The following is a 24,794-nucleotide window of genomic DNA, read 5'->3' on the forward strand; positions in this document are numbered from 1 at the left end:
CCGACCTTTTTGGCCCGCTCCAGTGAAAGATCGCTGTTGTCAGAGCAGCAGTGATCTTTCACTGGAGCCGTCCGCAGTCGCTCGATCAAGCACCGCCATCCAGAGAGACCGCTCCACGAATCCACAGCCCCGCGAAAAGTCCCGGCGCTACCTGCGGCTGATCACGCGTCTGCTCGACGAGGGCTTCGTCGTGGTGGCGACGACCCGCTGACGAACTTCGGCGAAGGCGCTACGGGCCGGCACTCAGCCGACGAGTACCGTCGCTTCAAGTCAGCTCCGCAGCGCTCACAGCACGCGGACGGCGTCCCCTCGCCGAACGATGCCGGGCCGAAACACCCGCGCACACATCCCGAACGGAATCTCGCCACGCACCGCCGGAATCCGTTGCAGCAGGAGGGTATTCGTCCGCTCACCGGTCGCCGGGTCGAGGTCGATCACCGCACATCGAGAGATCGGCCTGGTCACCTCGATCTCGAGGGCGCCGACGGACAGCCGGGCACCGGGTGCGGGGTCACTGTCGAGTTCGAGGGTCATGGTGGCCCGGAAGCGGACGTCGAGATCGCGTCCGGCATCCCCCGACGCCCGCGCGAGACGAGCCAGCGAGCCGGTGGTGACGAGCGAGACCGGGTCGTAGTAGACGACATTACCGCGGCCGGCGCGAGCGAATACGACGTCGCGCGAGAGGTATTCAGAGAAAAAGGCGCTGAGTTCGCTGTCCTGCAGGTGGATTCGTGCACCACGACCCCAATAGTCGCCCGCCTGAGCGCCGTCCGAGGAATCGCGGGTGGCCGCCTCGAGCGATCGCCCGTCCGGAGTCGTCACCACAAGGCCGACCCCGGTTGCGCGCACCTCGACGCCGACGAGCCGCGGGTTCTCGACGGTCTTGAGCACGCGCCCGCAGGCCCGGTCGACGAGGCAGAAGGTGCGGTCGCCGATCGGGCCCTGAGCGTCGAACTCGAGTTCCTCGTGGTCGAGGTGTCGGGTGCCCTTGACGAGGGCGAGCCCGAGCCTGGTGACGATCACTCCGCGAGGCTCGCCTCGAGGCTGATCGGCACTGCCTTGAGCGCCTGCGAGACAGGGCAATTCGCCTTGGCGTCCTCGGCTGCGGCCTTGAAGTCGTCCGCCGACATGCCGGGCACGGAGCCGACGACCTTCAGCACGATGCCGGTGATGCCGCTCCCGGGCACGAAGGTCACCTCAGCGGTGGTGTCGAGCGAGGTCGGCGGGGTGCCGGCTCCGGCAAGACCGTTGGAGAACGCCATGTTGAAGCAGGAGGAGTGGGCCGCCGCGATGAGTTCCTCGGGGCTGGTCTTGCCGTTGGCCTTCTCGGCGCGCGAGGGCCAGTTGACGTCGAACGTGCCGACGCCCGATGACTCGAGGGTGACCTGGCCACTGCCGTGGAGGAGGTCGCCTTCCCAGTGGTTCGTCGCGGTGCGGGTGGTGCCTGCCATGAGAGCTCCTGACCGTCGAAGTGCGGGCGGGTCGATGTGCTCGCCCGACAAGCACTCTTGCACGACTCGTCGGCTGGGGCATCCAGGCCCCAAACCCGACCCCCGAACCCGACTTCCGATCCCTGCAGACGCTTGCCGGCAGCACGTCGGGTTCCGCCGCGGCGCCGCGTTCTACGACGACGGCGCGCATTTCGCGGTCGACTGGACGAACGCGTCGGCTCTGCGTGCGGCGATCGCTCAGGGACCGGTCAAGATCGGGGTCGCGGCCGACGCGCTGACCGACGCGGCCGTGCGGCGCTTCCAACAGAGCAACGGGCTCACGGTCGACGGCATCGTCGGCCCGACGGGCCCACGTACCGACCATCGTCGCGGACGGTGTCTGTGGGGCGGTGACATGGCAGGCGCTGGTCAGCGGAGTGCTCGCCGGCTGAGGAACGCTCCGACAAGGTCGGTCACCGGCTGCGCGAACTCGTCGAAGAACCCGTGCCGTCCCTCGGGGTGAACGTGCAGTTCGCTTCCCCGAAGGCGCTCGTGCAGGGCGGCCGCGTTCGCCACCGGCGCCATCCGGTCGCCTTGGGCGTGCACGATCAGCGTCGACGCCTCGACGAGGTGAAGGCGGTCGGACGCGTCGTGCTCCCCGCTCATCCGCAGGTGCCGGTTGGCGTCGGACGGGGTCATCGTGCGGTCGCCGAGCAGGTGGCGCGGGGCGTGGTCGTACCCGCCTTGTGCCGCAACCCATTCCGGCGTGTTGAACAGGTCGACCATCGAGCGGTGCCGGCGGGCAGCGTCCGGGTCTGCGAGCGCCTTCCGCACCTCGTGGCTGCGTTCGCGGGCGAGCGCTCCGCCGGGTGACGTGCAGCAGAGCACGAGTCGCTCGACCAGGCGCGGGTGGTTGATCGCGAGTTCCTGCGCGACGCGTCCGCCCATCGACGTCCCGTAGACCAGCGCCCGGTCAACGCCCAAAGCGGCGAGCACCGCGGCGGCGTCGTCGGCGAACAAGCGAGTGGTCCACGGCGTCGGGTCGACGCCGACCGACGACTGCCGACGCGCGGTCTCGCCGGTGCCGCGGTAGTCGAACGTGATCGTGCGGAAGTCGCCGGTGAGCAACGGTCTGACCCGCCGCCACCACTGGTGCGAGTTGGCCTGACCTTGCAGCAGGAGCAACGCCGGACGCCCGCGCTCGCTCCCCCTCGACCTGGTGCGCGACCCGAGTGCCCGCGACCGGGCTGGTGCTTGCAATCTCACCCCGTGTTCGTACCCGAGTCATGTGGCGGACGCGTCTCCGACCCCGATCTTGTTGCTGCGGCCTCCATGAACGCAGTCCCACCGTTACGACGTGTCGAAGGACCGGACAACCCGTCCACGCGCCTCAGCCGTCGATGACCTCGCCGGCCGAGTGGACGGCGAGCAGGTCGACGTACACATCGGCGTTCAGCGCGATGGCCGCGCGCTCGTCGTCGGTCAGGCTGCGACGCACCTTGCCGGGCACTCCGGCCACCAACGAACCCTCGGGAATCTCGGCACCTTCGGGCACCACGGTGCCGGCGGCGATCAGCGAATTCGCCCCGACGACAGCGCCGTTCAACACGCGAGCGCCCATCCCGACGAGCACGTTGTCGCCGATCGTGCACCCGTGCACCGTCGCGTTGTGCCCGACTGAGACACCTTCGCCGAGCCGTAACGGGCTGCCCGGGTCGGCGTGCAGGCTGCAGTTGTCCTGCACGTTCGAACGCGCACCGATCTCGACGCTGTCGAGGTCGGCCCGAATCGCCGCGCCGTACCAAATGCCCACCTGCGGGCCGAGCGTCACTGCTGCGACGACGGTCGCGCCGGGCGCCACCCACGCGGTGTCGTCGATGGTCGGGGTCTTGTCCTGAATCTTGATCACGGTCACGCGATGCACGCTACGCGTCGCTGCGATCAGTCGCTCGGGTTCCTATCGCGTCGGCGCCGACGCTCCAGAGGTGGATTGCCGTTGTCATAGCAACGACGATCCACCTCTGGGCTGGCCAACCGTGCCCGCTCACGCTCAGGACGACGCGATCCACCCTGCGGTAACCCCGTGCACGCGGCTGCCGTCGAGGTCGGCGAGCGAGATTCCGGCGAAGCGCTCGGCCGCCTCGGAGGTCTGCCACCGGAAGCGGTAGTCGTCGGAAGTTGCCGCGTCGGCGATCGCCCGGCCCGCGTCGGCGGCTTGCTGCGCTGCGGCGAACGACACCTGCGTGCGGGCCAGGTAGGCGTCGAGCAGTGCCCCGCTGCAAACCGTTGTGTTGGAACGGGCTTCGACTGCCCCGACACTGGCGTCGGCGATCAACATCGGCGCCTTCAACCTCGGCAATGCGATCGCGGCCTGGCTCGGCGGCCTCGCCATCAGTTCCGGGTTCGGCTACGCGTCGGTCAACTGGGTAAGAGCGCTCATGACGCTCGCCGGCTTGGGTCTCGCCGCGCTCTCGGTGGCGCTGGCCCGCCACAAGGCCACCTCCCCCGCCGATGTCGATCTGTACGAGCCGGCACACGTCTGATCCCCTTGGAACCAGGTGTTCACCGCCCACGTCGCCACCGACGGCCGCCTCGTCACTGGCAAGAACCCGCAGTTGGCGCGATCGGTCGCGCGGCTGATCGACACCCGCTCCAGAGGTGGATTGCTGTTGCTATAGCAACGACGATCCGCCATTGAAAGGGACCACACCCGGGCAGTCGCGTTAGGACCGCCGGCGTGAGTTGATTTGCTGCGCCCTGGCCCCCGCACCCATTTCGTATTACGATTTATCGATGGAGACGATCAACGGACAGCCGGTCACCGACGAGCAGCTCCAAGCATGGGCTGACGAAGCCGAAGCGGGGTACGACGTCGAGGTGCTGCGCAAGCGCGGCCGCAAGCCTATGGGTGATGGCGCGGCGAGAGTGGTCCCGGTCCGGCTCGATGACAGCCTGCTCAGCGCCCTCGATGAACGCGCCGAGCACGATCACGTGAGCCGCTCCGAAATCATCCGAGCAGCCCTGCGCGCCTACGTGGCGTGAAGATCAATCAATCTGCACGCAAGCACGGAATCGCTGACGAAGACATCCTGCACGCGGCAACACACCGCGCTTACGAGAGCGAACCAGACGACGACGTCCCCGCGAAACAATTCGTTCTTGGCTTCGACAGTCACGGCCGAATCCTTGAACTCGCCATCGTGACTTTCGACAGCGGCAACCAACTCGTCATCCACGCAATGAAGGCCAGGCGTTCGGTTCTCGGCCTGCTCGACTAGCTGCCAGGAAGTGTCCCAGTGCCGAATCCGCTTCCCCTACTGCGGCACGCGAGGCGCGCACTCTCGTCGCCCAGCTCAACTTCCCGCCAGCGAAGCAAGCGCCTCGGCCGCGATCGCCTTGACCACGTCGCGCATCGGGTCGAGCACCCCGTTGACGCTGCTCGTGATCGTGGCGGTGATGTCCGCGTTCGGCCAGCGGAAGCCCCAACACTCGAAGCCCGGGTCGAACCCGCCGTGCCCGAACCGCAGGACGGCCCGCCCCGAGCCGAGCCGGTCGTGGATGACCCACGCGCCGTAGCCGTACGCGACGTCGTCCTCGACCTCGGCATGCGGCGCGAGCAGTTCGGCTCGAAGTCCGGGCGCGATCTGATCGCGGTCGTATGCCTCGAGGAAGACCGCCATGTCGGCCGCGGTCATGTACGCCCCACCGTCCGGACCGCCCACCGGAGGAATGCAGAATACGTTGCGCCGCAGCCCTGTTGAGTGCTCGCCCACTACACCGGACGCGGGTAGGTAGCCCTCGGCGAGGTGCGGCTCGAGGCCGTCGAGCGCCGGGTAACCCGACCCGTGCAGACCCAACGGACGCAGCACGCGCTCCTCGACCGCTGCTGTGAACGCGAGTCCGGTGAGCTCCTCGACGACCAGCCCAGCAAGGATGAATCCCGTGCTGCTGTAGGCGAATTCGCGGGGCGGTGCCGGGAACGGCGCGAGGTCGGCGAGCGCCTCGAGCAGCGGGAGGAAGTCACGCGTCGTCCGAAGGTCGTAGATCGGTCGGCCGCCCATCACGGGGGTGAACAGGTCGGCCTCGCCCTCGTGCTCGTCTTCGCGCAGGTAGTCGGGGATGCCCGAGGTGTGCGACAGCAGATGGGTGAGACGGACGTCGTCGCGCAACCACGGCAGGTCGACGTCGGCGGGCAGCACCTCCCGCACCGGTGTCTCGAACGTCAGTCGGCCCTCGGCAACCAGCGAAGCGATCGTGACCGCCGTGAACATCTTGCAGAACGACGCGACCCCGAATCTCGTCTCCTGGGTCACCGGCACGCCGTGGGTTCGGTTGGCCAGCCCGTACGACCCGACCACCCGGTCGGTCCCGCCGGCCCGGATCACGACCTGCCCGTGGAAGCCGTCGGTTGCAGCCGCCCCGTCCACCGTCTCCTGCGGCCGCGCCCAGATCTCCATACCCCTAGCGTGACGGCAGTCGCACCGCGCGGCAATGCGATTTTGCTCGGGCCGCGTGGCGAGCACCCGGTCGTCAGGTGAGGCGCGTCGGGCCGTCGTGCTCCACCGCGGTCACGATCCGCTCGACGAACAACGGCGCCATCGGCGGCAACCGGTCGATCGGGAACCAGCGCACCTCGAGCGACTCGTCGTCGGCGACGTACGGCTCGCCGTCCAGGTAGGTGCAGCGGAAGGCGTGGTCGAGGTACTGAGCGTGGTCGCCGTTCACGTGGGTGATCGGTGCGCTGACGTCGACCCAGACCAGCGCCTCCACGGAGCATCGAATACCCTTCTCCTCCAACGCTTCCCGCACCGCGGCCTCGGCCGGATGTTCGCCCGGGTCGACGATGCCCGTCACCGGCGTCCAGTTGCCGTTGTCCGAGCGCCGCACGAGCAGCACCTCGGCGTCCTTGAGGATCACCGCCGTCACACCGGGCAGCCACAACGGGTCGTGCCCGATCTTGGCACGCAACTGGACGACGAAGTCGGGGATCGGCATGGCCCCCACGGTAGGCAAGCCCGCTCGGGTCAGTCCGCAACGTCCGCCGCGCTGGTGACGCGATCGGGTGTGAGCCGCACGAGCAGTTCCCCCGGCACCCCGTTGCGGCCTACCTGGGACCTGGCCGGGCTCCTCACACGGTCCAAGCGGCCACCGCGCGGTGCCAGAACTAAGCCTGGCCGACCGCAGGGTTCGAATGGCCTCTGGTCCGCGAGACCTAGTCACTGGGAGACAGGTGCGCGAGGATTAGGTCGCACATTGGGCAAATCTCCCTCGAATCTGGATCCTGCCTTGGTACGAACCATTTTCCGCAGACAGAACGAAGCGCATCTCCGTCGACCATGCAGTCCACCAACCGCTCGCGATGTGCGTAATGCGCGACCGCGCCAGGGACAGACTGACCGGGCAGGTGCGCGGTCGCGTCGGTGTGCGATCCCTCTGCGGACGACTCAGTCGAACTGATCGTGGCCGAGTACGCCCGCCCCTTGCCCATGTAGGTCGTCTCCCATTGCTGTTCGGTCGGGTCGAGCGCACACAGCATCACGTGCTCAGCCCATTCCAGCTCATCCAATGCCGCGAAGTTGATAGGCACAACCTCCACGTACACGTCGTACTGGTCGCACCCCGCTGCTTCGGCCATCACCGAAACTCGAGCCAGTGGTTGCCCAAACGCGTCGTCCGCATTGAACTCTTGAACTTCTCTTGAGCGGAGAGAGGCGGACGCATGAGTCTGGATCCATACGACGAGCTGGGCCTCCCACTGATCAAAACGTGCGTCGTAGTGAGGGTCGAACGATGCCGCGTCGAGCATCGCCGCTAGGAGCAGGTGATCCTCGTCGCTGGGCAAGAAATGGTCAGCTCCACGAGCCTTTACCTCCGCCATGAAGCGCTTGTAGAAGTCGGAACTCTCGCCCATCCTTCGGTAGCCCGCCGCACAAAGCCATGCTTGGCCGTTCTGATCCACGTAGACAGCCCCGCGCCAGCGAGCGCCGCTCCGAACCTTCCACCACATGGGGTCAGTAAGGCCAGAGATCCCTTCACGCTGCCGCTCGACGGCCGGTACCGGGAAGTCCTCGGCAGCCTTGCGCACGATTGGATGTTGCAAATCCTCCAGCGGACGCCCCAGCGTCTCAACCCGACTCACAGCCCGCTGATCTTCAACTGAGTCCCAGTCCGTATCCAGGTCTTCGCGAAGGCAGCGCAGCGTGGGTCGCGCGGGTGTCGTCATGGCACCAGTATTCAATGAGGTACTGACAACACCATGTCAAGACACGGCTCAGGCCTGTGCCCGGCCCCTCATGGTCACGCTACGGCGCGCGGCCGCACGAGTCCGGCCAGCGTGAGCGAAGCGCTCTGCGACCTGCTTACGCAATCGATCCTGACGATCACGGAAGACCTTCAAGTCCCCCAGCGACACGCGCCTGTCACGCCCGACGTTCACGAACGGAAGCTCGCCAGCGTCCATCAGCTTGTAGAGGTGGGTCCGACTCACGCCAACAAGCTTGGCTGCGGCGGCCGGTGAAACCAGGTCGGCTTCCGACGCAATGACCAGGTCACGTCCGGACTGAACCGTTTCGGCGACACTCTCGATGGCACCTCGAAGCTCACTGCCGGCCGGTAGCCGATCGATCATGCTGTCCAGTGCGGCCATGTCAGCGGAGGTGACAGACGATGCCGAGATCGTGCGCACGTTGGTTCCCATCAATAGTCACAGATGACACACGTGTCATAGATGCAAGAATGATCTTGCCGTATAGAGCCGCTCGCTGTCGACTTGGCAACGAAACTGTTACGTCTCACACATCGATGAGCGATGCCCGGTCCGCATGGTCTGAGACGGCCTTCATCTGGACGACGCCGAAGAGGCCGGATCCGCACAGACGCTTGGCCAGCAAGCCGACCCCAACCCGCTGCCGCAGGACGTGGACGCTACACGTAGTCTCCGGCGACGCCGTAACCACTGTTGAAGACCGCCGACCGTACCGAGGCACGCGGTGGGCGGCCCAATACTGTTGGAGAGTGACACCTGCGGAACTACTCGCAATCGTGCGCGGCTTGCGCCCGCATCAGCCCTTGACCGAGGCCTACGAAGCGACCAGCCCACTCGGTTCCACCCAGCGCTCGTCCGGAAGCTGGACCAATCAACAGGAACACCTCATCGGCTGGCTGTCCGGACGGACCCGGTGCTTACGGGAGAGCCGGCATCAGTACGGATGCTGCCGACGTCTACAACCGGTTCCAATGCGCACCCGGGTTGCTCTGGTTGGCAGAGGCCTTAGGTGAGGACCGACAGGTCATCATCGACGCAATCACCGACGTCAAGAACTCCCCAGGACGCGGCGCAAGCCAGTGCGCCGCGGTCCGCCGCCGCATCCCATGGCAGCGAATCGCGCACCTCGCAGCCCACGCAACCCGGTCAGCAACGCACACCTAGCCGACAGGTGCTGGACCCGCGCGCAACACCTGCTGGGCAACAACCCGACCCTCAGGCTCCGTTCGCCCCGTCGATCGCTGTCTCATAGAACGCGTCCGCCAACGCCAGGACAACCCCGGCGATGCCGGGCCCGTCGCTGAAGAAGTAGTCGGCCATCTTGTTGTGGGCGCCCTGGTTGTCGGCGACGGCTTCGATGACGGCCGCGTGGAAGTCCTGGGATTCGATGAACTGCTTCTTGGAGTTCACCTGGGTCTGCTGCACGAGGTCGGGGTCATCGAGCAGGCGGTTGACCAGGCCCTGGAGGAACTCCTCGATCTGCGACTGGGCGAACGACTCGGCCCCGAAGAGGTCGTTCATCCGGTCGATGACGACCTGGAGCGCGACGTACTTCGGTTCCTTCTTCGCTCCGGAGCCGGCCGCGCTAATGCCCTTCAGTTCGCCGTCGCCGGTCAGTGAGATGTCCACCTTCAGGCCCTTGGTGTGCTTGACCCCGACGAGCACGACGTCGGACAGGTCGACCTCGGCCGACCACGACTCGTCCTTGATGACGCGTTCGAGCAGGCGCAGGTAGATGGACAGCATCTCCATGTACGGGTCGCCGTAGTCGACGATCTGGCTCATGAAGTCGTACAACCGGACGTAGGTGGAGACGTCCTTGCGGAACAGGTCGAGCTCGTTGAGCAGCACCTTGTCGTCGGTTTCGAGTGCCTTCTCGTACCGCTTCGCGAACACGGTTTTCGCCGGCGCGATCGCAGCGGACAAGGCGTTGTTGCCTTTGCGGAGCACCCACAGTTCTGCCGTCTTGCGGACCTCGTCCTCGCTGTAGATCCCGGCGTGCGTCAGCTTGTTCGCGAGGTGCACCACGACGTACGGGTCGGTCTCGGTCTCCAGGGTCGCGTTCGTGAAGTACGGCTCGAACGACTCCCGGATGTCATCGGGCTTGTTGACGACGTCGATGACGAACGTCTTGCGTTTCTGCTCACCGCCCGCCGTCCGGTGGGTGCGGTTCAGGCGTGACAGGGTCTGGACGGCGGTCACGCCGGCCAGACGTTTGTCGACGTACATCGCCGACAACAACGGCTGATCGAACCCGGTCTGGAACTTGTTCGCGACCGTCATGATCTTGTAGGTGTCGCCCTTGAACGCCGCGGCCAGATCGGTGCCGGCGCCGGGGTTCATGTTGGCCTCGGTGAACTCGTCGTCCTTGGTCGGGGCCGGCCCCCACTCGACTGTCCACACCTCGTTCTCGTCCATCGTCACCCCACCGGAGAACGCCACCAACGTCCGGTAGTTGTACGAGGGGTCCTGCGCGGCGCGTTTGGCGATGAAGGCGTCGATCGCCTTCTTGTACTTCACCGCCGACTTGCGCGAGTCGGTCACGACCATCGCCTTCGCTTTGCCCTCGAGCAGGTGCGCCACGTTGGAGTGGAAGTGCTCGACGATGATTTGCACCTTCTGGCTGATGTTCGTCGGATGCAGCTGCACCCACCGCATCAGCCCCTTGCGTGCCGCGCCTTCCTCGACCTCGCTGTCACCGGACGTCGCGTTGCCGGCGATCTGCAGGGCGGTGTCGTACGACTGGTACCCCTTGAGCACGTCAAGGATGTACCCCTCCTCGATGGCCTGCTTCATCGAGTACAGGTGGAACTCGTGCGGTTTCCCGTCGGCGCCCTTGCGCCCGAACAACTCGAGCGTCTTGTTCTTCGGGGTGGCGGTGAACGCCAGGTAGGAGATGTTCGGTGACTCCGCCCGTTCGCCCATCTCCGCGGCGAGCACCGACTCGACGTCGACCTGCCCGCCCTCCTCGATGTCCTTGACCTCCTCCGCGGTCAGCACCGCCTTCAGCTTCGAGGAGACCTGGCCGGACTGGGAGGAGTGCGCCTCGTCAGCGATGACCGCGAACTTCTTGCCCTTCAACGCCGAGTCGGCACGGATCTCACCCAAGGCGAACGGGAAGGTCTGCACTGTGACAGCGATGATCAACTCGCCGTTCTTCAGTGCCTTGGCCAGCAGGCTCGACTTCGACTTCGCACCCGCTTTGCGCACGTCCTCGGGGCTGATCGTCGCCACGATCTTCCCGGAACCGTCGATCTGCCGGATCGCATCCTGCAACTGCCCGTCCAGCACCGTGCGGTCGACCACCACGATGACCGAGTCGAAAACCTTCTGATCGTCGACATGCAACCGCGCCAACCGGTGCGCGGTCCACGCGATCGTGTTCGTCTTGCCCGAACCCGCCGAATGCTCGATGAGGTACCGCTGCCCGACCCCCTCCTCCTCGATCGCGGCCGTGACGTTGGTGACTGCCTCCCACTGGTGGAAGCGAGGGAACAGCATCGACGTGCGACGGATAGAGGTTCCGGTCGCGACGTCCCACTCCTCCTTAGTCTCCACGATCATCAACCGGCCGATGATGTTCAACCAGGCGTGCTTCTCCCACACCCGCTCCCACAGATACGCCGTCGCCGACTTCCCATCCGCGGCGGGCGGGTTGCCTGCGCCCTCCTCGTAACCGACGTTGAACGGGAGGAAATGGGTCTTGTCGCCCTCGAGCTTCGTTGTCATCGCGGCCAGATCGTTCGAGACCGCGAAGTGCACCAACGCTCGGTGCCCGAACGACAGCAGCGGCTCCATCCGCCCGTTGGTCATCGGGTTGCGGCTCTTCTTGTACTGGTTGACCGCCTCGTCCAGCGACTGCGTGAAGTCGGTCTTCAGCTCCACCGTCGCGACCGGCAGCCCGTTGACGAAGAACACCAAGTCGATGCTGCGCTGGTCGGCCGTCGAGAAGTGCACCTGCCGCATCACCCGCACCCGCATCGCTGCGTACTGCTCGACCGTGGTCGCGTTCAGGGAAGTCTCCGGACGGAACTGCGCCATCTTCAACCGGCCACCACCGATGTACTGGACCCCGCTGCGCAGGATGTTCAACATCCCGCCACCGTGCTCCAACGGCTTGTCCAACGCCGCGACGAGCACATCGAGGAACTTCGCCTGCGACCCCGCAGCCTTCAACGCCTTCGCGTAGGCGACCGGCTGCGTCTCCTCCAGCCAGGTGAACAGGTCGGCCGGGAACAACGCCCGCTCACGGTCGTAGCCGGCATCGTTCTTCGCGTACAACCACCCGTTCGCCTCCAAGTGCGCGCAGATCTCCGCCTCGAAGACCACCTCGTTGGCAAGACGGCGCGCACGCGTGGGAGCGTCACCGAACTTCAACAAGGGCCGCCCCTCGAGGTTCATGGATCCTTGGCTCACGTTGCCGATGTCTATGTACGCGAACTCAAACTCCTCGTCAGTGGACTCTGGGAGCACTGCCGCGTTGACTTCAACGACATACTTCAAACGGGTTCGCTGCCATGGATGGTGGATCACGCCTCCACCTCGCGCAGGAGTCCGAGGATCTTGGCAACTTGCTTCTCCAGGTCGGCGTCGATCTCGGCGAGTGGCCGGGGCGGCACGTACTTGTAGAAGTGGCGGGTGAAGGGGATCTCGTAGCCGACCTTGGTCTTGGTGTGGTCGATCCACGCGTCGGGGACGTGCGGTGCGACCTCGGCGTCAAAGTAGACTTGGATGACTTCGTTCTTGCCGAGGCGACCCGCTGTGGATCCGCCGTAGGCGAAGGGCACGTTCTCGGTGTCGCGCTTCTTACTATCGGGCTTCGGCTTGCCCTTGCGATCGACGACCGGCTCGCCATTGTCGTCCAACAAGGGGCGCTCAACGGTGATGGTCCAGTAGCCGAACTCGTCATTGCGGAGCACCTTCGACTGGGCGGGGTCCGCGTCATCGAAGTCGGCGTAGAGCTTGACGACCTTGGCGCGATCCTCATCACTGATCTCACGATTCTTCGAGCCGAGGCTCTTGCGCATCTTCGTCCAGTAGGACGTGCCATCGATGAGCTGGACGGTGCCTTTACGCTCCGGCTGCTTGGCGTTGTCGAGGATCCAGATGTACGTCGCGATCCCCGTGTTGAAGAACATGTTGGTCGGCAACGCGACGATCGCCTCGACGAGGTCGTTCTCCAGTAGGTGCCGGCGGATCTCCGACGGGCCCGACCCTGCACTGCCGTTGAACAGCGGGGAGCCGTTCATGACGATCCCGACCCGACCGCCGCCGTCCTGCGGGTCGCGCATCTTATGCGCAAGGTGGAGCAGGAAGAGCATCTGCCCGTCCGAGGTCGCCGGCAGACCCGGGGCGAAGCGTCCGTACGGTCCGGCGGAATCCTTCTCCTGCTTGATCGACTTGGCGTACTGCTTCCAGTCGACGCCGTAGGGCGGGTTGGACATGCAGAAGTCGAACTGACGGTTCACGAACGCATCGTCGGTGAGGGTGTTTCCGAAGGCGATGTTGCTCGGGTCGTTGCCCTTGGCGAGCATGTCCGACTTGCAGATCGCGTACGACTGCGGGTTGTACTCCTGCCCGAACAGGCTCAACCGGGCGTCGGGATTCTGCTGGAGCAGGTGCTCCTGGGCCAGGGAGAGCATGCCGCCCGTGCCCGCCGTGGGGTCGTAGAGGGTCCGCACGGCACCGGCCTCAGACAGGCCGGCGTCTTCCTCGGCGAAGAGCAGGTCGACGAGCAGCTTGATCGCGTCGCGGGGCGTGTAGTGGTCTCCGGAGGTCTCGTTCGCGGCCTCGTTGAACTTGCGGATGATGTACTCGAAGGCGTCACCCATGTCGGAGTTGGACACCAAGCTCGGGTGCAGGTCGATCGCCGCGAACGACTTCACGACCTCGCGCAGCAGCTCCGCCTTCTCGAGCGCGACGATCTCCTTCTTGACGTCGAAGTACTCGAACACGTCGACGTCCGGGGAGAACCGGTCGATGTAGTCATTGAGGTTGTCCGCCAGGCCGTCGGCATCCTTGAGCAGGTTCGCGAACGAGTAGTTCGAGGTGTTGTAGAACGATCGCCCGGTGGCCTTCTTGACCTCGATCTTGAGCCGGTTCGGGTTGTCGAACTTGGCCGCCAGCTCGCGCACCGTGTCCCGGTCCGGCTCGAGGATGCAGTCGAGGCGCCGCAGGATCGTCAGCGGAAGGATCACGTTGCCGTACTGGTTCGGGCGATACGGCCCCCGCAGCTGGTCAGCGATCGACCAAATGAAACTTCCGAGCGTGCTCAACGGGGACCCCTCGTGCCAGACAACCGAACTATGGGGTCATCCTGCCGGAGCACCCGCGCGTGCTGGGGCCAGGGGTCATCGACGGTGCGGAGCCGTGGTACTGGCTCCGCACCGACAGCGTCATCGGCGGTCTAGCCCGCTATCACGATCGCCGCGGATACATGCTCGCCATGATGAAATGAGGCTCCGGAGGACTCGGAGGACAAAGCCATGGGGATGCGCGACTTTCTATACCTCGACAGCCGACTGGTCGACCAGTACCTCGCCCAGGTCGAGGGCGGCCTCTACGACGAGGAGCAAGAACGAAGTCTCGGCGGGAGCATCCATGGCACCGAGGGAGGTGTCCCTATGGTCTTCGTCAAGCGGCGGCTGGGGTTTTCTGTTGGTAGAGGGTTCCGTCGCGAAGCATCGCGTACAGCACGTCGCAGCGTCGTCGGGCGAGGCAGATGAGGGCGGCGTTGTGCTTCTTGCCTTGGCCGCGTTTGCGGTCGTAGTACGCCCGCGAGGTCGGGTCGTGCAGTGCGGCGAACGCGGCGAGGAACATCGCTCGTTTGAGGTGCTTGTTGCCGCCTCGGGCGGGGTGCTCACCGCGGATCGAGGTGCCGGATCGGCGGGTGACGGGTGCGAGGCCGGCGTACGCGGCGAGGTGGCCGGAGGTGGGGAAGCTCGAACCGTCGCCGACTTCGAGCAGGATCCGTGCGCCGGTCCTGACGCCGATGCCGGGCATCGAGGTCAGGACCGCGGCAAGAGGGTGGGCATCGAGCATGTCCTCCAGTTGGGTTCCCAGCTCGTCCCGGTCGTGCAGCAGGCGCGCCAGTCCGGTCGCGAGTTTGGGCAGGACCAGCTCGGCGGCTCGGGTGCCAGGGACGGTGACGGTCTGCTCGGTGAGCGCTGTCTGGATGTCGTCGACGAGGCGTTGGTAGGAGCGGGGCGCGCGGGGTTTGGCGACGGCGAGCAGACGTCGCCGGCCGGCCGCGCGCAGGCCGGTCGGGCCACCGAAGCGGGTCAGGAGTTCGAGGACTGCCGGGTGTTGGATGCGTGGGCCGAGGACACGTTCGAGGGCTGGGTTCACTTGTGTCAGAAGGCCTCTGATCCGGTTTGCTTGCGCGGTGACCTGCCCGGCCAGGTCGTCATCGAAGCCGACGATGACTTCCAGGTCGGCCAGGGTGTCGTCGCCGACATCAACCCGTCGCAGGGCGTGCGGCATCGACCGGGCGGCTTCGGCGATGACGTACGCGTCCCTTGCGTCGGTCTTGGCGTTGCCGGGGTGCAGGTCGGCGATACGGCGCATCGCCAGCCCGGGCAGATAGGCCACATCGATACCCATGGCTCGGGCGACCGCGACGGGCAGCGCGCCGATCGTTGCGGGTTGATCGACCACGACCAGCAGGCGACCGTGCGTGCCGAGTTCGGTCAGCAGGCCACGCAGCGACGACTCGTCTTGGGGCAACGGTTTGTCGTGCAGCCGTGTGCCATCGACGTTCAGCGCGCAGGCGTGGTGCGCCTGTTTGCCGACATCGAGCCCGATGTACACCGCGTAGTCAGGTCGGGACATGGTCCCCTCCTCGTGCGTCCGAGCGGCTGGTCACCAGATCAGGCGCAGGAAGCCGACATCCACGTTACGAAGAGACCTACCCAGGCGTTCGGGCGGCCCGGTCCCTATCAGCGGTCCACCAGCGCCACCAGCACCCGGTGACAACACCTCCCGGATCATGCAAGCGACAGGGGTGATCAGTCATGCCGGGGCCGGCGACCAGGGGCCTTGCTTCAAGGCCCATCAAAGACGGTAACGGGTGCGGATCGGGCCAGCTACAGCCGGTGGGTCTCGGAAGCGGGAAGCGTCGGAGGAGATCAGCCGAACACGCCGGCAGACACCCGAATCGCGATTCAATCGCCTCATCGGGCAGCTGACCGCGAAGACGGTTGACTCTCAAACCCGAGGGACCTACGGCAGCGTTTCGAATCGTGACCTCGTAGAGGTGGAGTGCTACGTGGACGTGCCGAGTGCAGCGCGTGCCATTGCGCACGCTGGGGAACTCGCCGGCATCGCTCACCTAGCCAGCGCCTTCGGGACCATGATCGACGGCGAAACACGGTCTGCCCTCGATGGGATGAGCGCTCTGTCGGAACGGGCCGGAGGATCCGTGGTCGCGACGGGTGAAACGAATGAGAACGAGGCGACGTTCGTCTTCAAACTGGATGCAGACAAGCTTCGCGTCGCTGTCGACGAACTTGAGGGCGACGCTGTAGTCGTCGGCCAGGTCATCAAGAAGTGGCCGGAGGGTGAATCCCATCCGATGATCACCATCCCCGGCATCAACCTGCTAAGTCGGGCCGAACGACGCAAGATGGCCAAGGAGCAGCGTGCGACATCCGACGGCACGGACGACGCAACGATTCCTGGGCCCGGGATCACGGTCAACGTGATCGCAATCTTCCGATGAGTGGGCAAGTCCTATGGCATGGGGGCGCACCGGGACGCGACGTCGGCGGCCTTCTCCTCCCGCCATCCGTCACAGGCATCCCGAGCCTGCTGCATCAACAGTCGCTCCGCGACGGAATGACGCGCATCGGACAACGGCCAGATCGCGTATACCTGACGACCACGCGGGACTGGGCGTGGGCCTTCGCCTCGATGTGGCGGCCGACGGAGCAGTCACCGATGGGTGGCGGGAGCCTGTATCGGGTCACAGTCCAGGACTTCGAACTAGATGACGACTTCAAGTCACTCAACGGCGTTGCCCTGCAGGCACCGCAAGCGCGCGTTGTGGAAGTGGCCATCAGAACCGTCGGTTTCGATCAGCAGCGCTGCCTGCGGATCATCAAGCACCACCTTGCGCAGCACGAAATAGCCAAGCGCAGGCGCATCCCGCGGTAGCCGCTGGTCATCGAGACCGAGGGTCAAGCACACCGGATCAGCCTCGCTGGTCTCGCGCTCCCGAGCGAGCCGGCGTGGGCAGATCGAGCCCCGAACCGGGCAATCTGAAATGAAATGGCCAAAATTTCATTCTTAGCTGTCGAGATGCAGCGAGGACTGACGATGACACGCCTTGAAGATTGACCAAATTGCATCGTCTCACTCGGCCCAGCCAATCTGGCTCTTCGCCGTTGAGCGTGGGTCATAGGTTCAGCCCGCCGCCGATGAGGAGCATGCGCAGGCGGTAGTTGTCCCGGTTGCGGAAGCCGCGGGCGATACGGCGGTGGAGTTCGATGAGCCCGTTCATGGCTTCGGTGCCGCCGTTGCTCGCGCCATGGGTGTCGAAGTAGCCGAGGACTCGGTACGCCACTGCTTGAGGGTGCGGCCCAGGCGGGCGACCTCACCGATCGGGCAGGTGGTGAAGGTGTCCAGTACTTGTTCGGCGATCTTGCGGCCGGCCGCGTGCGTGGGCTGGTGGTACACGGATCGGACCTGCTGCGCGCACTGCCACGCGAGTTCAACCTCGACGTGCGCCTCGTGCGCGGTGAACGCCGCGGCGAGACGTGCGCGTTGCCGGTCGGTCAGGTTCTCCTGCCCGGCGCGCAGGATGTTCCGGATCCGGTACAACGGGTCGTCACGACGGCCTCGGTGCCCGTGGAGTTGCTGCTGAACCCGGCGGCGGACCTCATCGACCATGTGGGTGGGGAGCTTGACGACGTGGAACGCGTCCAGCACCGCGCGGGCGTCCTCGAGACGATCATCGATCGCGTTCTTGTACCCGTGGAACGGGTCCAACGTCGCGACCTGCACTCGGTCACGAAAGTCTTCGCCGCGGTCGGTGAGCCAGTCGGTGTACACCTTCCCGGACCGCCCCGGGACGAGGTCGAGCAGGCGAGTTCGGTTGTGCCCGTTGGCATCCGGGGTCAGGTCGACCATCCCGGTCAGTTCTTTCGGGCCACGGCCGCCGTGCTCGACTGGCTTGGTGCTGACGTGGTGCCAGACATGCTCGTCAACACCCAGGATCGTGACGCCGTCGAATCGGGCCGGGTCGTCGGCAGCTGCTTGCAGCAGGGGCCGGATCGATTCCCACACGGTGCGCCACCCCGTGCGCCACCCGGTGCCGAGCTGCCGGCGGATCCCGTTGACACTGGCGTGCTCACGTCGGATCTGAGCGATCGCCCACCAACACGCACGCGTGGTCAGCTTGGCCCGTGGCGCCGCAACCCGGTCGTCCTGTTCGACGAACACCGTGCGGGGACAGGAAGGTTCCAGGCATCGCCAGCGTCGCTTACGCCACCGCACCCGGACCGGTCGCCCGAAACAGGGTGCGTCGACCAAGGTCACCACGTCCCGGCCGTGCCCGATCGCGACCACCCCGCATGCCGGGAACCCGACCGGTCCTGGTGCTGACTCGACCGTCACGACCACCCGGCCGGCGGTGTCGTGCTCAACGCCGATCACGTGCAACCCGGGCAGATCAACGAGCAGGTCACACCGGTCGCAGTAGCCGCCGGCAGCGCCGCAGCAGAACGTAGGCTCATCCATGTCGAGGTCCTTGCGGTCAGGGAGGTAGAAGTCCTCTGATCCTCAAGGACCTCGACCCACACCCACCGCACCCCACTCGGCGCGCCGCCTACTCACCCACGCTCAACGGCGAAGAGCCAGTTGTGCCTCGATCACGAGGCACCGAAAGGGGATTCACGATGTCCGACCAGACCGCCGCACCCGCCCACCGACGCGGTGCTCTCCCGACCCCGCGGCACGTGCTCGCCGCCGCCCGGGCGTTCGCGCCGCCGGTGGCCGCGCCGCTGCAGTTCCTCACTGTGCCGGCCCAGATTTCCATGTGGGGCAACGATGTTCACGGCGACTGCGTGACCGCCGAGGAGGCGTTCGCCAAGGCATGCCACAACCCGGAGATCTTCATCACCGACGCCGAGGTGATCGGCTGGGCGACCTCGCACGGTGTGCTCGAGGGTGCGTACCTGCCCGACGTACTCACCTGGATGCAGCACGACGGTTTCCGTCGCGGCAGCACCGTCTACGACGACGGCGCTTACCTCGCGGTCGACTGGACGAACGCGTCAGCGCTGCGCGGCGCGATCACCCAGGGCCCGGTGAAGATCGGTGTCGCGGCCGACCAGCTCGACACCGCCTGGCTGACCACCGGCGGCAGCAACGGGTGGTTCGGCACGGGCTTCCAGCCCGACTCGAACGAGGACCACTGCGTGTCGCTGTTCGGCTACGGCACGACCGGTTGGCTCGCGTCGCAGTTGCACGTGGCCGTGCCCGCAGGTGTCGACCCGAACGCACCCGCGTACGCGTTGTTCACCTAGAACTCGATCGGCATCATCGACCACCCGTCGATGGTCAACATCACCCACGAGGCGTGGGTGCGGCAGCCGACGACGGTGGTCGCGAGCAACCTGCAGCCGTGGCCCGTGCTGCGCCGCGGCGCGAACGGTCATCCTGTGCCGACGCTGCAGCATCTGCTCAACGCGCACGGTGCGACCTTGACCGCCGACGGCTCGTTCGGTGCGCTGACCGACGCAGCGGTGCGGCACTTCCAGCAGGGTGCCGGCCTCGCCGTCGACGGCATCGTCGGCCCGATCACCTGGTCGCACGTGATCATCACGTGCCGGTCGGGCAGCCGCGGCTCGGCCGTCAAGGGAGTGCAGGTGGAGATCAACTTCCGCAACCTGTCGGGCAACCCGGCCACCGAACTCGCGGTCGACGGGCAGTACGGCCCACTCACGCAGAGCGCGGTGCGGGCCTTCCAGCAGGCGGTGCACGCCGACGTCCCGAACATCACGGCGGACGGCGTGTGCGGCACCCTCACCTGGCAGGCGCTGGTCAGCGGAATGCTGGCGGGCTGATCGCTTGTGCCGAGTGTCAGGCCGAGCCGCTCGGTGCGATCCACCCGGCGGTCACGCCCTGCACGCGGCTGCCGTCGAGGTCGGCGAGCGAGATGCCGGCGAACCGTTCGGCGGCCTCGGAGGTCTGCCAGCGGAAGCGGTAGGTGTCGGAGGTCGCGGCGTCGGCGATGGCGCGTCCGGCGTCGGCGGCCTGCTGTGCGGCGGCGAACGACACCTTGGTGCGGGCCAGGTAGGCGTCGAGCAGCGCGGCGTACGGCCCCTCGCTCGCGGTGCGGGCGGCGTTGTCGACGAACGAGCTGGCGACCGCGGCCGGTTCGACGACGCTCACCCAGACGCCGACCTCGCGGGCGACGACGGCGAGCGACTGCATGAAGCCCTCGACCGCGAACTTCGCCCCGCAGTAGGCGTCGGCGAACGGCTGACCCACCACGCCGCCGACGCTGGTGACGGTGAGGATGCGCCCCTGTCCGCGCTCGCGCATGGCGGGCAGCACCGCCTTGGTGAGGCGCACCGGGCCGAGGTAGTTGACCGCGAGTTGGGCTTCGATCTCGTCCATCGTGAGGTCTTCGGCGGTGCCGACGCAGCCGCGTCCGGCGTTGTTGATCAGCACGTCGATGCCGTCGTGTTCGGCGGCGATGGCCGCGAGGCGGTCGCCCGCGGCGGGGTCGGTGACCTCGAGTTCGGCGATGCTCACCGACACCCCGGCTTCGTCGGCGGCCTCGAGCAGAGCGCTCGCGCGGGCGGTGTCACGCACCGTGCCGACGACGTCGAGGCCGCGCTTGGCCAACTCGACAGCGGCGAACAGACCCATCCCGGACGACGCTCCGGTGACGACTGCGGTGGTGGTCATGCGAACTCCTCGAGCCGGGCGGGTGCGGACTCCGATCAACCTAGTGCCGCGCGGCCGCCTCCGGCTGGTGCTTCTGGGGCGCCGTCGAGCCGGGGCGCAGGTCGAGCCTGCGCAGCAGCTGAGCGTTGAGCGCGACCACGACCGTCGAGGCCGACATCAGCAATGCCCCGACCGACATCGGCATCACGAAACCGATGGGCGCGAGCACACCGGCCGCGAGCGGCACGGCGACCAGGTTGTAACCGGCGCCCCACGCGAGGTTCTGCACGCTCTTGCGGTACGTCGCACGCGACAGCTCGATCACCGACAGCACCGAGCGCGGATCGTCGGACGCCAGGATGATGCCCGCCGAACCGATCGCCACGTCGGTGCCGGCACCGATCGCGATGCCGACGTCGGCCGTGGCCAGTGCGGGCGCGTCGTTGACGCCGTCGCCGACCATGGCGACCTTCCGTCCCTCGCCCTGCAACTCGGCCACCTTCGACGCCTTGTCCTCGGGGCGGACGCCGGCGAAGACTCGGTCGATGCCGAGCTCGGCGCCCACGGAGTGCGCGACCGCCTCGGCGTCGCCGGTGATCATGACGACCTGCACACTGCGCTCGTGCAGCGCTTGCACCGCGGTGCGCGACTCTTCGCGGATCTCGTCGGCCAGGCGCAACGCACCGGCCACCGCACCGTCGACGACGACGTGCAGGATGATCGCGCCCTCCTCGCGCCAGTCGTCCGCGACGGCGAGTTCGTCGCCGCCGATCTGATCGAGCAGGGCCGGCCCACCGACGCGGACGGTGCGTCCGTCGACGTCCGCCGACACTCCGACTGCGGGGTGGGAGGTGAAACCGTCGGCCTTCGGCACGGTGAGCTCGTGCTGCTCGGCGGCCCGCACGATCGCGTGGGCGAGTGGGTGTTCGGAGTCGGCCTCGGCCGCCGCAGCCAGCGCCAACAGGTCGTCGGCGGAGAGCGGTTGCAAGTCGGCGGGCTGCACAGCGGTGACCGTCGGCTGGCCCTTGGTGAGCGTGCCGGTCTTGTCGAAGAGGACGGTGTCGACCGAACGCATCGACTCCATCGCGAGGCGGTCCTTCACCAGCACGCCGGCGCGCGCGGCGCGCTCGGTGGCGATCGAGATCACCAACGGAATGGCCAGGCCGAGAGCGTGCGGGCAGGCGATGACGAGCACGGTGATCGTGCGCACGACGCCGTCTTCGGGCAGGCCGACGAGGGCCCACACCACGAAGGTGACCAGGGCCGAACCGAGCGCGAACCAGAACAACCATCCGGCAGCCGTGTCGGCCAGCCGCTGCGCGCGCGAACCCGACGCCTGCGCGTCGGCCACCAACTTCTGGATGCCGGCGAGCGTCGTCTGGTCGCCCGTCGCCGTCACCTCGACCCGCAGACCGGAGTCGGTCGCGATCGTGCCGGCCACCACCGCGTCGCCGACCTCGCGGCGCACGGTGCGCGACTCACCGGTGATCATCGCTTCATCCATCGCCGCCGAACCCTGCACGACGCGTCCGTCGGCCGGCACGCTGCCGCCCGGGCGGACGACGACGATGTCGCCGGCCCGCAGGTCGGACGGCGAAACGGTGGAGATCTCGTCGCCGTCGACACGCTCGGCCTCGTCGGGCAGCAACGCCGCGAGCGAGTCGAGAGCCGACGTCGTGCGGGCCAGCGACCGCATCTCGATCCAGTGACCCAGCAGCATGATCACGACCAGCAGCGCGAGCTCCCACCAGAAGTCGAGATGGTGCGGCAGCAGCCCGAGAGTCGCGCCCCACGACGCAACGAACGCGACCGTGATCGCCAGCGCGACGAGCAGCATCATGCCGGGCTGACGCGCCTTGACCTCGCCGACGGCACCGGTCAGGAACGGCCGCCCGAACCACACATAGAGGACGGTGCCGAGCACCGGCGGGGCGGCGTCGATCAGGACGTTGTGCGGCAGGTCGTAGCCGACGAGGTCGGCGAACATCCGCGACAGGAGAACGGTGGGAATCGCAACGACGAGCGAGCCCCAGAAGAGCCTCCGGAACATCGCGACATGACCGCCGTGACCGCCGTGACCGCCGTGACCGCCGTGGCCGCCATGGCCGCCATGCCCAGCGTGGTCGGCATGCCCAGCGTGACCGGCGTGTTCTTGGCTCGACTGCTCGGCACTGACGGCGCCGTGGTGTTCATGGCCGGCGTTCTGCGGTTCCGTACTCATGTCATCCTCTCGCATAATACCCCCTGGGGGTATTTGGTCATGCCTCGTGCAACCAACGACCGCTCGACACTATTCCCGAGAACCATGGAGATTTCACGAAGATCGTGTGACGTGTCGATCGCTTCGGCACGGTCCTTCCCCCCACGGACCCGACCGTGGTCGAGACTAGCCCGATGAAGGCGCCCCCGAATGACCACCGGACGCGGGTTCTCGTCGTTGACGACGAAAAGGCCCTGGCCGGCATGATCGCCAATTACCTCGATCGCGCAGGGCATCGGGTGCGCGTGGAACACACCGGCACCGACGCCGTCTCGGCCGCGCGCGACTGGGTGCCCGATGTCATCGTTCTCGATCTCGGGCTGCCCGGCCTGGACGGCGTCGAGGTATGTCGTCGGGTGCGCACCTTCTCGGACTGCATGGTCTTGATGGTCACCGCTCGGGACGACGAGACCGACACCCTGATCGGCCTCTCGGTGGGCGCCGACGACTACATGACCAAGCCTTTCAGCGTCCGCGAACTGGTCGCACGAGTGGGTGTGCTCCTGCGTCGTCCGCGCGGTGCATCCACACAAGTCGCGGCAACGCTGCGACTGGGCGACCTCACCGTCGACACTCACGCGCGCGAGGTACGCCTCGCCGACTCGCAGATCCAACTCACTCGCACCGAATTTGACTTGCTCGCAACGTTCTTGGGCCAACCACGACGTGCGTTCGACCGCCGAGCGCTCATCGAAGCCGTCTGGGGCGTGGACTGGGTGGGCGATGAGCACCTCGTCGACACCCACATCGCGCACCTGCGTCGAAAGCTGGGCGACGACGCGTCCAATCCACGCTTCATCGAAACGGTGCGCGGCGTCGGTTACCGAGCGGGCAGCGGATCATGAGGACTGTCGGCAGCCGATCTCGAAGCCTGGTGACCTGGCTGCTGATCGCTCAGGCCGTTGTCCTGTGTGTCACTGCGGTCGTCGCCACGGTGGCCGCCGCGGTGATCGGCCCGCCCCTGTTCCATGAACATCTGCATCTCGCCGGATCCGACACCTCGGGGTCCACCTTCGACCACGTCGAGGAGGCATTCCGGTCCGCGGGGCTCCTCACCTTGGGGGCCGCACTCCTCGCAGCCATCGCTGCCGCCGGCCTGGTCACCGTCGTCCTCGGCCGACGACTGACCGGCCCACTGCAGGACCTCGCCTCAGCCGCCACGCGTGTCGCGGACGGCCACTACGGGGCAACGGTCGCGAAGCCGACCCGCCTGAGCGAGCTTGCTGCGGTCGGCACAGCGTTCAATCGAATGTCGGCCCAGCTCGCCAGCACCGAGCAGGTGCGCCAGCAGATGCTCTCCGATCTCGGCCACGAGTTACGCACACCGCTCGCCACGATTCAGGTCTACCTCGACGCGGCCGACGACGACGTGACGAGCGGTCACGAACTCACGGCCGTGCTGCGCGAACAGGTGACCCGTCTCGACCGGCTCACGAGAGATATCAACGCAATCTCGCGGGCGGACGAATCCGCGATCACCCTCGAACGCAACCCGATCGACGTCGCCGAGCTGCTCGCTTCGGTCACTGGCCCTCGCCAAGACCACCTCAGAGCGCGCGGCCTCACGCTGGACGTGTCCGCGCCGTCCGGGACGACGCTACGCGGCGATCGCCTACGCCTGCAGCAGGTGCTGACGAACCTGCTCGACAACGCGGAGCGACACACAGCGGACGGCGGACGAATCCGGGTCACCGTCCGACCCGAGCCCCAGGCAGTGTCGATCGAGGTGGCCGACGACGGCGACGGCATCGGCGAGGAGCACCTGGCGCACGTTTTCGAACGGTTCTACCGCACCGACACCGCGCGCGACCGAGACCACGGAGGCGCGGGCATCGGCCTCGCGATCTGTCGTTCGGTGGTGCTCGCGCACGGCGGGTCGATCACGGCGCACAGCAACGGGTTCGGCACGGGCGCACGCTTTCGGATCACCCTGCCAACTCCATGA

General features: G+C 66.7%; 25 protein-coding genes and 1 pseudogene. 10 read left to right on the top strand and 16 right to left on the bottom strand.

Annotation, left to right across the window (positions count from 1 at the left end; all coding sequences use genetic code 11):
- Positions 1-285: 285 nt before the first annotated feature.
- Positions 286-1,023: an MOSC domain-containing protein gene (locus tag DFJ65_RS01460; RefSeq protein WP_170143951.1), complete on the bottom strand. Its 738-nt coding sequence runs from the start codon at positions 1,021-1,023 to the stop codon at positions 286-288.
- Positions 1,020-1,451 (bottom strand): OsmC family protein, encoded by a 432-nt coding sequence (locus DFJ65_RS01465; RefSeq protein ID WP_115921483.1) that lies wholly within the window; start codon positions 1,449-1,451, stop codon positions 1,020-1,022. Before DFJ65_RS01465 ends, DFJ65_RS01460 begins: the two co-directional genes overlap by 4 nt.
- 34 nt (positions 1,452-1,485) lie before the next feature.
- Here DFJ65_RS01465 and DFJ65_RS18395 point away from each other — a divergent pair, with 34 nt between their 5' ends.
- The gene (locus DFJ65_RS18395; RefSeq protein ID WP_425453009.1) at positions 1,486-1,953 is read left to right on the top strand and encodes a peptidoglycan-binding domain-containing protein; all 468 of its coding nucleotides are present in this window, start codon (positions 1,486-1,488) and stop codon (positions 1,951-1,953) included.
- Here DFJ65_RS18395 and DFJ65_RS01475 read toward each other — a convergent pair.
- From DFJ65_RS01475 to DFJ65_RS01485, 3 genes are all read right to left on the bottom strand, one after another.
- Complete coding sequence (locus DFJ65_RS01475; RefSeq protein ID WP_245949913.1) at positions 1,860-2,615, bottom strand: alpha/beta fold hydrolase; 756 nt, start codon at positions 2,613-2,615, stop codon at positions 1,860-1,862. The genes DFJ65_RS18395 and DFJ65_RS01475 overlap by 94 nt on opposite strands.
- 205 nt (positions 2,616-2,820) lie before the next feature.
- Positions 2,821-3,345 carry a gamma carbonic anhydrase family protein gene (locus tag DFJ65_RS01480; RefSeq protein ID WP_115921486.1) on the bottom strand — a complete coding sequence of 175 codons (525 nt, stop codon included), beginning with the start codon at positions 3,343-3,345 and terminating at the stop codon, positions 2,821-2,823.
- Positions 3,346-3,480: 135 nt separating this feature from the next.
- Complete coding sequence (locus tag DFJ65_RS01485) at positions 3,481-3,669, bottom strand: hypothetical protein (RefSeq protein ID WP_115921487.1); 189 nt, start codon at positions 3,667-3,669, stop codon at positions 3,481-3,483.
- Positions 3,670-3,721: 52 nt separating this feature from the next.
- On the opposite strand from DFJ65_RS01485, the gene DFJ65_RS01490 reads away from it, so the two are divergent.
- The 3 genes from DFJ65_RS01490 (at position 3,722) to DFJ65_RS01500 (ending at position 4,708) form a co-directional block, all read left to right on the top strand.
- Positions 3,722-3,973 (top strand): MFS transporter, encoded by a 252-nt coding sequence (locus DFJ65_RS01490; protein WP_147301270.1) that lies wholly within the window; start codon positions 3,722-3,724, stop codon positions 3,971-3,973.
- A gap of 250 nt (positions 3,974-4,223) precedes the next feature.
- A complete protein-coding gene (locus DFJ65_RS01495) occupies positions 4,224-4,472 on the top strand; it encodes a ribbon-helix-helix domain-containing protein (RefSeq protein ID WP_115921489.1) in 249 nt (82 codons plus the stop codon).
- Positions 4,469-4,708 carry a toxin gene (locus DFJ65_RS01500; protein ID WP_115921490.1) on the top strand — a complete coding sequence of 80 codons (240 nt, stop codon included), beginning with the start codon at positions 4,469-4,471 and terminating at the stop codon, positions 4,706-4,708. The genes DFJ65_RS01495 and DFJ65_RS01500 overlap by 4 nt, the downstream gene beginning before the upstream one ends.
- A 75-nt stretch (positions 4,709-4,783) precedes the next feature.
- Here DFJ65_RS01500 and DFJ65_RS01505 read toward each other — a convergent pair whose 3' ends face one another.
- The 6 genes from DFJ65_RS01505 to DFJ65_RS01535 all read right to left on the bottom strand — a co-directional run bounded on the left by DFJ65_RS01505 (position 4,784) and on the right by DFJ65_RS01535 (position 13,970).
- The gene (locus DFJ65_RS01505) at positions 4,784-5,887 is read right to left on the bottom strand and encodes a serine hydrolase domain-containing protein (protein WP_115921491.1); all 1,104 of its coding nucleotides are present in this window, start codon (positions 5,885-5,887) and stop codon (positions 4,784-4,786) included.
- Positions 5,888-5,960: 73 nt separating this feature from the next.
- The gene (locus DFJ65_RS01510) at positions 5,961-6,425 is read right to left on the bottom strand and encodes an NUDIX hydrolase (RefSeq protein ID WP_115921492.1); all 465 of its coding nucleotides are present in this window, start codon (positions 6,423-6,425) and stop codon (positions 5,961-5,963) included.
- A gap of 217 nt (positions 6,426-6,642) precedes the next feature.
- Complete coding sequence (locus DFJ65_RS01520; RefSeq protein ID WP_115921493.1) at positions 6,643-7,653, bottom strand: DUF3039 domain-containing protein; 1,011 nt, start codon at positions 7,651-7,653, stop codon at positions 6,643-6,645.
- A 48-nt stretch (positions 7,654-7,701) separates the two neighbouring features.
- A complete protein-coding gene (locus DFJ65_RS01525) occupies positions 7,702-8,115 on the bottom strand; it encodes a helix-turn-helix domain-containing protein (protein ID WP_170143952.1) in 414 nt (137 codons plus the stop codon).
- Between the two features lie 795 nt (positions 8,116-8,910).
- Positions 8,911-12,111 (bottom strand): type I restriction endonuclease subunit R, encoded by a 3,201-nt coding sequence (locus DFJ65_RS01530; protein ID WP_211308334.1) that lies wholly within the window; start codon positions 12,109-12,111, stop codon positions 8,911-8,913.
- A 113-nt stretch (positions 12,112-12,224) separates the two neighbouring features.
- Positions 12,225-13,970, bottom strand: a complete 1,746-nt coding sequence (locus DFJ65_RS01535) for an N-6 DNA methylase (RefSeq protein WP_115921496.1) — start codon at positions 13,968-13,970, stop codon at positions 12,225-12,227.
- A gap of 216 nt (positions 13,971-14,186) precedes the next feature.
- On the opposite strand from DFJ65_RS01535, the gene DFJ65_RS18400 reads away from it, so the two are divergent.
- Positions 14,187-14,420, top strand: a complete 234-nt coding sequence (locus tag DFJ65_RS18400; RefSeq protein WP_425453010.1) for a DUF6414 family protein — start codon at positions 14,187-14,189, stop codon at positions 14,418-14,420.
- On the opposite strand, the gene DFJ65_RS01540 is transcribed toward DFJ65_RS18400, so the two are convergent.
- A complete protein-coding gene (locus tag DFJ65_RS01540) occupies positions 14,329-15,525 on the bottom strand; it encodes an IS110 family RNA-guided transposase (RefSeq protein ID WP_115921497.1) in 1,197 nt (398 codons plus the stop codon). The two genes, DFJ65_RS18400 and DFJ65_RS01540, sit on opposite strands and share 92 nt — an antisense overlap.
- 238 nt (positions 15,526-15,763) lie before the next feature.
- On the opposite strand from DFJ65_RS01540, the gene DFJ65_RS01545 reads away from it, so the two are divergent.
- Positions 15,764-16,414 (top strand): DUF6414 family protein, encoded by a 651-nt coding sequence (locus DFJ65_RS01545; protein ID WP_425452942.1) that lies wholly within the window; start codon positions 15,764-15,766, stop codon positions 16,412-16,414.
- Positions 16,415-16,695: 281 nt separating this feature from the next.
- Here DFJ65_RS01545 and DFJ65_RS17115 read toward each other — a convergent pair whose 3' ends face one another.
- Together DFJ65_RS17115 and DFJ65_RS01555 are read right to left on the bottom strand one after the other, a co-directional pair.
- Positions 16,696-16,875 (bottom strand): hypothetical protein, encoded by a 180-nt coding sequence (locus DFJ65_RS17115; RefSeq protein WP_211308335.1) that lies wholly within the window; start codon positions 16,873-16,875, stop codon positions 16,696-16,698.
- A gap of 214 nt (positions 16,876-17,089) precedes the next feature.
- Positions 17,090-18,432, bottom strand: a pseudogene (locus tag DFJ65_RS01555) (ISL3 family transposase).
- A gap of 158 nt (positions 18,433-18,590) precedes the next feature.
- Between DFJ65_RS01555 and DFJ65_RS01560 the strand changes: the two are divergent.
- Together DFJ65_RS01560 and DFJ65_RS01565 are read left to right on the top strand one after the other, a co-directional pair.
- Entirely contained in the window at positions 18,591-19,220 is a 630-nt protein-coding gene (locus DFJ65_RS01560; RefSeq protein ID WP_115921500.1) for a hypothetical protein, read from the top strand.
- A gap of 30 nt (positions 19,221-19,250) precedes the next feature.
- Positions 19,251-19,760: a peptidoglycan-binding domain-containing protein gene (locus tag DFJ65_RS01565; RefSeq protein ID WP_115921501.1), complete on the top strand. Its 510-nt coding sequence runs from the start codon at positions 19,251-19,253 to the stop codon at positions 19,758-19,760.
- Positions 19,761-19,776: 16 nt separating this feature from the next.
- Here DFJ65_RS01565 and DFJ65_RS01570 read toward each other — a convergent pair whose 3' ends face one another.
- Both DFJ65_RS01570 and DFJ65_RS01575 read right to left on the bottom strand, forming a co-directional pair.
- Entirely contained in the window at positions 19,777-20,610 is an 834-nt protein-coding gene (locus DFJ65_RS01570; RefSeq protein ID WP_115921502.1) for an SDR family NAD(P)-dependent oxidoreductase, read from the bottom strand.
- Positions 20,611-20,650: 40 nt separating this feature from the next.
- Positions 20,651-22,810 carry a heavy metal translocating P-type ATPase gene (locus DFJ65_RS01575; RefSeq protein ID WP_115921503.1) on the bottom strand — a complete coding sequence of 720 codons (2,160 nt, stop codon included), beginning with the start codon at positions 22,808-22,810 and terminating at the stop codon, positions 20,651-20,653.
- 173 nt (positions 22,811-22,983) lie between these two features.
- Here DFJ65_RS01575 and DFJ65_RS01580 point away from each other — a divergent pair, with 173 nt between their 5' ends.
- Positions 22,984-23,694 (top strand): response regulator transcription factor, encoded by a 711-nt coding sequence (locus tag DFJ65_RS01580; RefSeq protein ID WP_115921504.1) that lies wholly within the window; start codon positions 22,984-22,986, stop codon positions 23,692-23,694.
- Between the two features lie 29 nt (positions 23,695-23,723).
- Positions 23,724-24,794 carry a HAMP domain-containing sensor histidine kinase gene (locus DFJ65_RS01585; protein WP_170143953.1) on the top strand — a complete coding sequence of 357 codons (1,071 nt, stop codon included), beginning with the start codon at positions 23,724-23,726 and terminating at the stop codon, positions 24,792-24,794.

The organism is Calidifontibacter indicus (genome assembly GCF_003386865.1).
GTDB classification, from domain to species: domain Bacteria; phylum Actinomycetota; class Actinomycetes; order Actinomycetales; family Dermatophilaceae; genus Yimella; species Yimella indica.